The 7,508-nt window shown below is 59.4% G+C and carries 5 protein-coding genes; 3 read left to right on the top strand and 2 right to left on the bottom strand.

Annotated elements, in window-relative coordinates; translation table 11 throughout:
• Window positions 1–715: 715 nt before the first annotated feature.
• Together E3T50_RS16155 and E3T50_RS05345 are read left to right on the top strand one after the other, a co-directional pair.
• Window positions 716–877 (top strand): hypothetical protein, encoded by a 162-nt coding sequence (locus tag E3T50_RS16155; protein ID WP_166784206.1) that lies wholly within the window; start codon window positions 716–718, stop codon window positions 875–877.
• A gap of 362 nt (window positions 878–1,239) precedes the next feature.
• Complete coding sequence (locus tag E3T50_RS05345) at window positions 1,240–2,304, top strand: site-specific integrase (RefSeq protein WP_166784205.1); 1,065 nt, start codon at window positions 1,240–1,242, stop codon at window positions 2,302–2,304.
• A gap of 1,463 nt (window positions 2,305–3,767) precedes the next feature.
• On the opposite strand, the gene E3T50_RS05340 is transcribed toward E3T50_RS05345, so the two are convergent.
• On the bottom strand, window positions 3,768–4,106 hold the full coding sequence (locus tag E3T50_RS05340) for a hypothetical protein (protein ID WP_134550908.1): 339 nt from the start codon (window positions 4,104–4,106) through the stop codon (window positions 3,768–3,770).
• A gap of 343 nt (window positions 4,107–4,449) precedes the next feature.
• Window positions 4,450–4,863 (bottom strand): hypothetical protein, encoded by a 414-nt coding sequence (locus E3T50_RS05335; RefSeq protein WP_134550907.1) that lies wholly within the window; start codon window positions 4,861–4,863, stop codon window positions 4,450–4,452.
• Window positions 4,864–5,439: 576 nt separating this feature from the next.
• On the opposite strand from E3T50_RS05335, the gene E3T50_RS05330 reads away from it, so the two are divergent.
• The gene (locus E3T50_RS05330; RefSeq protein WP_134550906.1) at window positions 5,440–7,296 is read left to right on the top strand and encodes a choice-of-anchor L domain-containing protein; all 1,857 of its coding nucleotides are present in this window, start codon (window positions 5,440–5,442) and stop codon (window positions 7,294–7,296) included.
• Window positions 7,297–7,508: the final 212 nt, after the last annotated feature.

The following is a 7,508-nucleotide window of genomic DNA, read 5'->3' as shown; positions in this document are numbered from 1 at the left end:
GTAACGTGAGAGATGAGGGCCTCCGTGGCATCGAGTGAGTGTGGTAACCCAATCGATACAGGAGGTCCTCACCTTTTTACAACTCGCCACGCACACAACCACCGTGGGAAGAACACCTAAGACGCTGCTCGGGGGGACACATGGCAGGACGGAGATGACGCCCGCGCCGTAGACCATGTCCCCCATGAGCTCGCTCGCTGAGCATCCTGGCGGTCCACCGTCGGCGGCGGAACCAACCGCTACGACGTCGAAGGTGATCCTCCCCTGATCGGACATCGCTTGGGCCAAGCGAAGGCTCCGACCTACTGACCGGTTGCCCAGGTGAAGCACCACAAGCCATAGCCAGCACGCGGCTGATCAATCCAGCCGCGTGCGTCCTCCTGGGGGAATCCAACGGCTTGATGTTCTCGAGCTCGGTGAGCGTGCCAAGTGATCGTGTGTGCCGAACCAGGAAGAAATCGCCTCCCCTGGTTGTCATGATGCAGCCTGGCAACGGACGAGTCCTAACGTAGACGTTCGAGCCAGGCGGTCTCGAGATCTGGATTAGACCCCGTCGTCGCGGTCATTCGCCACTTGTCGAGGTCGGCAATTGGGGTAGCTAGTAGCAAGCTTCGGGACTGTCGCTGGTGACCGATCCGTCACTCCTATCGACAACTCCAAATCAGTGAGATCGCCTCATCTCCAGCCGGTTTCGGATGTTGCGCATAGAAACCCCATGGACACCACACATTTCTCTGCCCCACTGCACCTCGACCTCGACGCCTACATGGACTTCCTGGTCTCTGAGGCGCCGCAGCTGACGACCACTCAGGCCTCAAGTTTGGCTGCCCTACTGCTCCCCATGGCAGGTGCAGTCACACAGAGCCCCGCCAGCTAGGGGGATTTGACGGCCAACGGGTCCCGTTTCGAGACCTCGAGTGAGGTAGCGCCGTGTCGCCCGCGGGATGGACTTATCGCCCGCGGAAACGAAAATGTGCCGCATGTCTACGGGGTGGGGACCGACACCGGGCCCCGGTCAGCGGCGTTCTGCACGACTACCGAGGGCTCGAACCCTGGTTTTGTCAACCCAATCTCACACCGACCCCGAAATTATTACCGATGATTCTGCAGGGAATCACTACTATCTGGAGGCACCCCATTCTGAAAGAAGCCCGCCGGCAACCACTGGCGCCGCGCCCGAGCGCCCCGGGAGTCGTCACTCGCCATCGGGACCGCAATTCCTTGGTCTTGGAAGGTGCGGTGCCGCTGATTCCCACAGCGAGCTTGGAGCGCATCAACCACTTTCAGCGAGAGTCGCTGGCACCCAACACTCGGCGGGCGGTTCGCGGGCAATGGGACACCTTCACCGGGTGGTGCGCGGTGCAGGGTTTTGATCCGCTTCCAGCGAGTCCTCTCATCGTCGCGGCATATCTGACATACGCTGCTGACCTTCTGGACAGCAATGGAGCGTGGTTCTATGCGCCTTCCACAATCAGACATTGGCTCTCCTCGATCAACAAGATGCATTCTTTGGCGGGACTGTCGAAACCGGGAGAACACAGGGACGTCGCGAACACGATCGAGGGCATCTGTCGTGAGAGGGCCCGACCGATCGCGCGCAAGGCGCCTCTGCTCTTGGACGGGCTGCGTAAGACTCTGGTTGGAATTGATCGCACGTCATGGCCCCACGGGGTGATCGGCCATCGAGATGCGGCGATCCTGACTATCGGATTCGGCGGAGCATTCCGCCGGTCAGAGCTTGCAGCGCTCGAACTCCAGGACATCAGCATTCACCCAGAGAATGGACTACACATCCGCGTTCGACGCTCCAAGACCGATCAAAAAGGGAATGGTTTTCTGAAGGCTATTCCTTTCGGAGGCAGCCCGCTCACTTGTGCACCGTGCGCATACATTCGATGGCTGATTGCCCTGTCCGCGGGAGCAAAGAGTAGCTCCGACCTTGAAAACGCAGTTCGAAGTGCCTCGATGACGGAGCATGCTTGCCGAGAGAACGTACCCTTACTCGATGGACGACAGCCATTCCTCCGCCCTGTGATGAAGAATGGGGCGATCAAAGCGCGTCACATCACCGGCAATGTCGTCAATGACGTCGTCAAGAGACGGGTGGCACATATCGACTTGAACCCTGCGGATTACGGGGCCCACTCGCTTCGAGCCGGCTTCGTTACCGAGGCGTTCCGGGCTGGCGCTACTCACCACGAGATCATGCGGCAAACCGGTCACCGCAGCCCAGACACTGTTGAGATCTACTCACGGGAGGTCAATCCCCTCGACAACAATGCTGTAGTCAGGCTCGGCCTCTGACCTGTTGACGGATCTCGGATTCACCGTTCAGGGTCTATGCGTTCCTCCCAGGCGAAGGCCAGCCCGAAACTGAATGCTTGCAAGGGTGCCTCTTCCGCGACACAGGAAGGCAGGTAAAACGAAATGCAATCACGCCCGGAAACGGACCCGAGTTCCCCGCCCAGTCGTGACTTGCCGGCCCCGTAACGAGTGCCTCCGGCTCCGGACGGAAACCTCGTGAGTCCAATACCCGGCTACCGGCACGCTCGGGCTGATTCATCGACAAGCACATGACTTAGCCTTCTCAGGTTCCACATCACACCCAGGCCGCGGTCATCCAAGTACACCGGCACAGACAGTCGACTATGCCGCGAACAACTGTGGAATTACGGGACAAAGTTCGAGGCACGCGCCCTGAAGAGACAGATCCGCCGTCTCTAAAAACCCGGTGGTGCAAGTGCGCAGGTGCGCTGAGCACGGCAGGACTGCCCGCTTAAGCCCAGGCAGGTGGCCGAACGGAGCGTCTGACCCCTCTCAGCGGCTACAGAATGGCTTCTAACGGCCTTAAAGGCATTTCTCTCGCTCACGGTGGCATAGACTTCACAACTCGTAAGAGAGGCGTACAGCGCTCTGAGCTACCTTTGTTGGCCTCCGCCGACTAGCTCATTATTGGTACACCGAGCCGCCAACACTTACTTGCATCATCGGACTACAAACGATCGCCGCTTCACGGACGACCGGTTCTAGGTTTCACGGAGACAAACAGGTGTTTCAACGCGTTTTCGGGAACATTACCCAGATTACCCAGGTTACCCAACATTACCCAAGCCGGGTAATGTTTCGATGCCAGTAAAACACTGGCATCCAAGCCCATATATATAGAAGATTACCAGATTACCAGACATAGATACATACACAGGAGGCTAGGGAGACATCGTTATCAATGTCTATGTCTCTCTTACCTATATATATACACCCCGCATCTGGGTAATCTGGTAATGTACCCGTGAAAAGCCGCGCTGATCAGGGCTTTAGGCGTTACCCAGCCTTGGTAATGTGCTGGTAATCGGGTAATCTGGGCCTGTTTGCGGCCTAAAACGATGCTTTTTCGTCAACTCTCACCGCCCGATCAACGGCAACTGAGCAAAGCTCAGAAAAGTTGAGGGTTTCGTTGCACCCCAAAAGCTCTGCAGACGCTCGGTAATTCGAGGTCGCCGCAGATCGGAAACCGACGACAAATCGGTTTTGTGCCTCGCGCGCGCATGCTCGTCGCGATAAAAGCACTCATTCACGGCTGCAAGACCCTCGATTTTGCCCTCTAACAAGAGACGTTTACAGTGGGGCACCCGTCGGATTCCGATCAAGAGAAAGAGATCCGTGCTCAAACTCCGCCTGTATCGGGGCGACAGCATCGATGCCACTTCCTTAAGGCTCCTGAAGGATGGACACTTCTATCCACGCATCTTCTTCTAGGACAACGCCGGTCATGGTAACGGGCTCGTTTGCTGCCTCGACAAACTTGGTTTCGAGGTCAGCGTGAAGTAGCTGTCGTCGCCGTAAGTGACGTTTTCACCGCACCTGAGAGCGGCCGTAGTGACGTCAGTTGTCACCTCGGCGACCGCGGCATCGAGGTTATCGTTGGTCGCGGACTGGTCCTCGACCAACCCAACTGTTATGGTCACAGCCTCGCCGGGCACTACTTCAATGGATTGTGTCGCGCTCGGCACAGACTTGGCCAGCTCCGCCGCCATCGCCGCGGTCCCGCCAAACACTGCCAGCACGCCGCCGATCGCTAGCTTCGCTACGGCCCGTGCAACCCGCATAATTTGGCTCTCGCCATTTTTATGGTCTGAACGGCGCCGAAGACTCGTTCTGCGTGATTTTTTAGCAGACGCTTCGCCTTCTTGCGAGCCGCATTGTCACAGGGCGATATGACGCAGCTCTCTTTTACTCTGTCTTTGGAGGGCTGGGGATCTGTGCAGTGATATTGATGGCGTTTCAATTCGTACTGATACATCAGTTGAGGGCCCTGAAGAATCGTCCGGAGCCACCCGGCAAATAGCTCAACTGCCCCAAGATGCAGAGAGTTGTACTTGTCCCCGACCACCTGCTCCGCGTCAAAAGCAAACTCGCCGTCAGCTACAGGCCCCACCACAAGGGGAACGCTCAGAGGGAGAGTGACGTCATCAGTTCGTCCAGTGTGAGAAGCGCGTTGTCTGAAGATTTGGTGATCAAATGGAAAGCGCGCGACCTGTCGGTGTCAGTTCGCGTTCCGGCGAGATATCGCTCAATATCGTCGCGTGAAGCGAAGTTGAAAGGCTTCAGTCTCAGTGCGGCCAGGGGTGCATGAATCTGGAAGGCAATTCGTGGAGCATCCTCTTGATGTAGGCCGATGGCCTCCTCGAGGAGCTCTGCCGAAATATCTCGGTGGAGGTCGTAGGTGAGGTGTCGAACCGTCATCTCAGCATCGCCGACCAGCACGGCGAGTTGCGCATGTCCTTGAGCGTCCCGGGCCCTTCGTTTCAGCCCGCCAAGAAACGCGGCGTATACGTCAGGGAGAACAATCCCAGCACGAGCCATGCCCTACTCGACTCCCGCCCGAGTACACAGAACGGCCACCGGGCTTCCGGCTAGAAACGAGTCGTTGGCGTGCGTCGACCTAAGCGCGAGCCGCCGCCATCACATCTTTGGACCGCCCATCCGAGAACGCCTCGGCCGGTGAAGCATCATCGAGCTGTGGGTTCAGGCCCTTGAACCAAGCTCGGTGACAGTATCCATTCTCCGCGGTCAAGGCCACTTATTCAACGTTGATAATGAGGGGTAGCCGCCCCCTCCGCCAGCGGTCGATGCTCATGCATCGGCCGACCCGTAAGGCCCTTCACAGAAGGAAGCAGTGGCTCAATCCGGGCGCACATCTCATCGCTAAGCACACTGACTCGCGTCATAACCACAGCATCCGGGCAAACCACCTCTCACATTGAAGACACGCCCTCTAGCCATGTTTGGGGGACAGGCCTACTGTGCTGAATGCCACCCCCCATAAGGGAGCCGAAACTAGCTCACGGAAAAGCCTGGGGAGAGACGACCCCGGCCACGGGCGAAGGGGCACTGCCTCGCGAACGCCCACAGCAACAATCGAAACGAGGGAGTACGACTATGAAATCAAGGCTAGTTTCAGGCACGCTAACGATTGCGCTGGCGGCATCGATGTTGGTCCTGGGAACGGGACCAGCCAACGCCGCTACCACCACTGCGGACCTCACCGGTCCACTGGCCCCGCTCGAACTGGCACAGGCGCTGGCCGGTGAGGGCGTGTCCGTCAGCAACGTCACCTACACCGGAGACGAGCGGGCGGCGGGAACCTTCGCCGAGACCGATCCCACCGTCTTCGGCTTCAACTCGGGTGTCATCCTGTCATCGGGCGAGGTAGCATCCATCGTTGGCCCGAACAACGCAGACAGCACCACCACCGCCTTCGGGGGACCGGGAGACACTGACCTCACGACGCTGTCCGGATTCCAGACGAACGACGCCTCGGTGCTGAGCTTCGACTTCGTCCCCAATGCGGCGACGGTATACGTGAGTTACGTCTTCGCCTCCGAGGAGTTCAACGAATACTCGAACAGTTTGTTCAACGACACCTTCGCTTTTTTCGTCAACGGCCAGAACTGCGCGACGGTAGATAACGTCCCGGTGTCGATCAACACGATCAATGGCGGCAACCCGCTGGGCACCAACTCAGTGCGCCCCCAGCTGTACCGAAACAACGATCTGAGCGATGGAACGCCGACGATCGACACGCAGGCCGACGGGCTCACCGTTGGGCTGGTATGCGAGTCTGCCGTCAACAACGGCGAGACCAACACAATGAAGCTGGCCATCGCGGACGGAAGCGACTCTTCCCTCGACAGCTGGGTCCTGCTCAGCGCCAGCGGGATCTCGACCACGAAGCCGGAGATCTGCAACGACGCGGTTGACAACGACGGAGATGGCCTGGTTGACGGTACCGACCCGGACTGCGTGGTCTCCGGGCCAGCGACAACCACCACCGCCTACACCGGGTCCACGACAGTCCAGTACTCCGACTCAATCGGACTGTCCGGCGTCTTGACCGACACAATGGCCGATCCCGATGCCCCCGTGAGCGGCAAGGACCTGACGTTCACCCTGGGGACGCAGTCGACCACGGGCTCAACCGGCGCCGCCGGAACGGCCAGCGGTTCGATTACCATGTCGCAGTCCCCCGGGGCCTACCAGGTGACAACCTCGTTCGCAGGCGACGCAGGATTCGCAGCCTCATCCGACACCGACTCCGTGACGGTGGCGAAGGAGGACTCCACCTTGACCTACAGCGGCGAGACGATGGTTGCCCCGATGGCCAGCACGACGTTGTCCGCCACTCTGGGTGAGCTTGACTCGACTCTCGGTGACCTGTCGAACAAGACGGTCGTCTTTACCGTGACCGACTCGAACATGGTGACGCAGACGTTCTCCGCGACGACCAACGCCAATGGAGTGGCCAGCATCACCGTGCCGCTCGCCTCAGGCGTGTACGCGGTCAAGGCCGAATTCACCGGCGACAACTACTACCTCGGATCTGCGACTGCTGCCGACACGCTGTTCACCGTCCAGGCCGCCGGGGCCAAGGTGACCGGTGGCGGTTGGACATCCATCTCGACGGGCCGTACGTCATTCGGGTTCAACGTGATCCCCGAAGCCACCGGCTTCAAGGGACAGTTCCAGTTGCACGCCAAAGCCGACAAAGCTAAGTTCCACGGCAACACCGCGACCAGCCTGGTCGTATCAGGAAACACGGCGACGTGGACCGGCAGCGGGAAGTGGAACGGCACCGCCGGCTACACCTTCCAGGTGTCAGTCGTGGACAACGGGTCCTCAGGTGGAAAGAAGGGCGACACGATCAAGATCGTGATCAAGAACCCCTCCGGAACCGTGGTCTTCACCACGGGTTCGACGCCGGTGGCCCTCAAGGGCGGCAACATCACCATCCACTGAACCGAGGAGGTCATGCGGCCAGCTGAGTGCTGGCCGCACTACCTCCTCGTGGGTCACGGCAACGGCGCTGACCGCAGGGTCAACGCGGCCAGCGCCGCGGAACATGGGCGGTTCTGCGCCGACACCGCCTGACCAAAGCGTATAGACGGGTGACCTGCACGGGAAGCGCGCGCAGGGCCACGGAGGTGGAGCAATGATCGTTGACTAATCGT

Origin of the sequence: Cryobacterium gelidum (genome assembly GCF_004403985.1) — a bacterium.
In the GTDB taxonomy this organism is placed as follows: Bacteria; Actinomycetota; Actinomycetes; order Actinomycetales; family Microbacteriaceae; genus Cryobacterium; species Cryobacterium gelidum.
The sequence above is the reverse complement of the archived record's forward strand: the minus strand, read 5'-3'. Positions and strand labels throughout refer to the sequence as shown.

Bases quoted from the DNA above. Each gene is read 5' to 3' on its own strand.
- E3T50_RS05335 (WP_134550907.1), bottom strand. From the start codon at position 4,863: ATGGCTCGTGCTGGGATTGTTCTCCCTGACGTATACGCCGCGTTTCTT.
- E3T50_RS05340 (WP_134550908.1), bottom strand. From the start codon at position 4,106: ATGCGGGTTGCACGGGCCGTAGCGAAGCTAGCGATCGGCGGCGTGCTG.
- E3T50_RS05330 (WP_134550906.1), top strand. From the start codon at position 5,440: ATGAAATCAAGGCTAGTTTCAGGCACGCTAACGATTGCGCTGGCGGCA.
- E3T50_RS16155 (WP_166784206.1), top strand. From the start codon at position 716: ATGGACACCACACATTTCTCTGCCCCACTGCACCTCGACCTCGACGCC.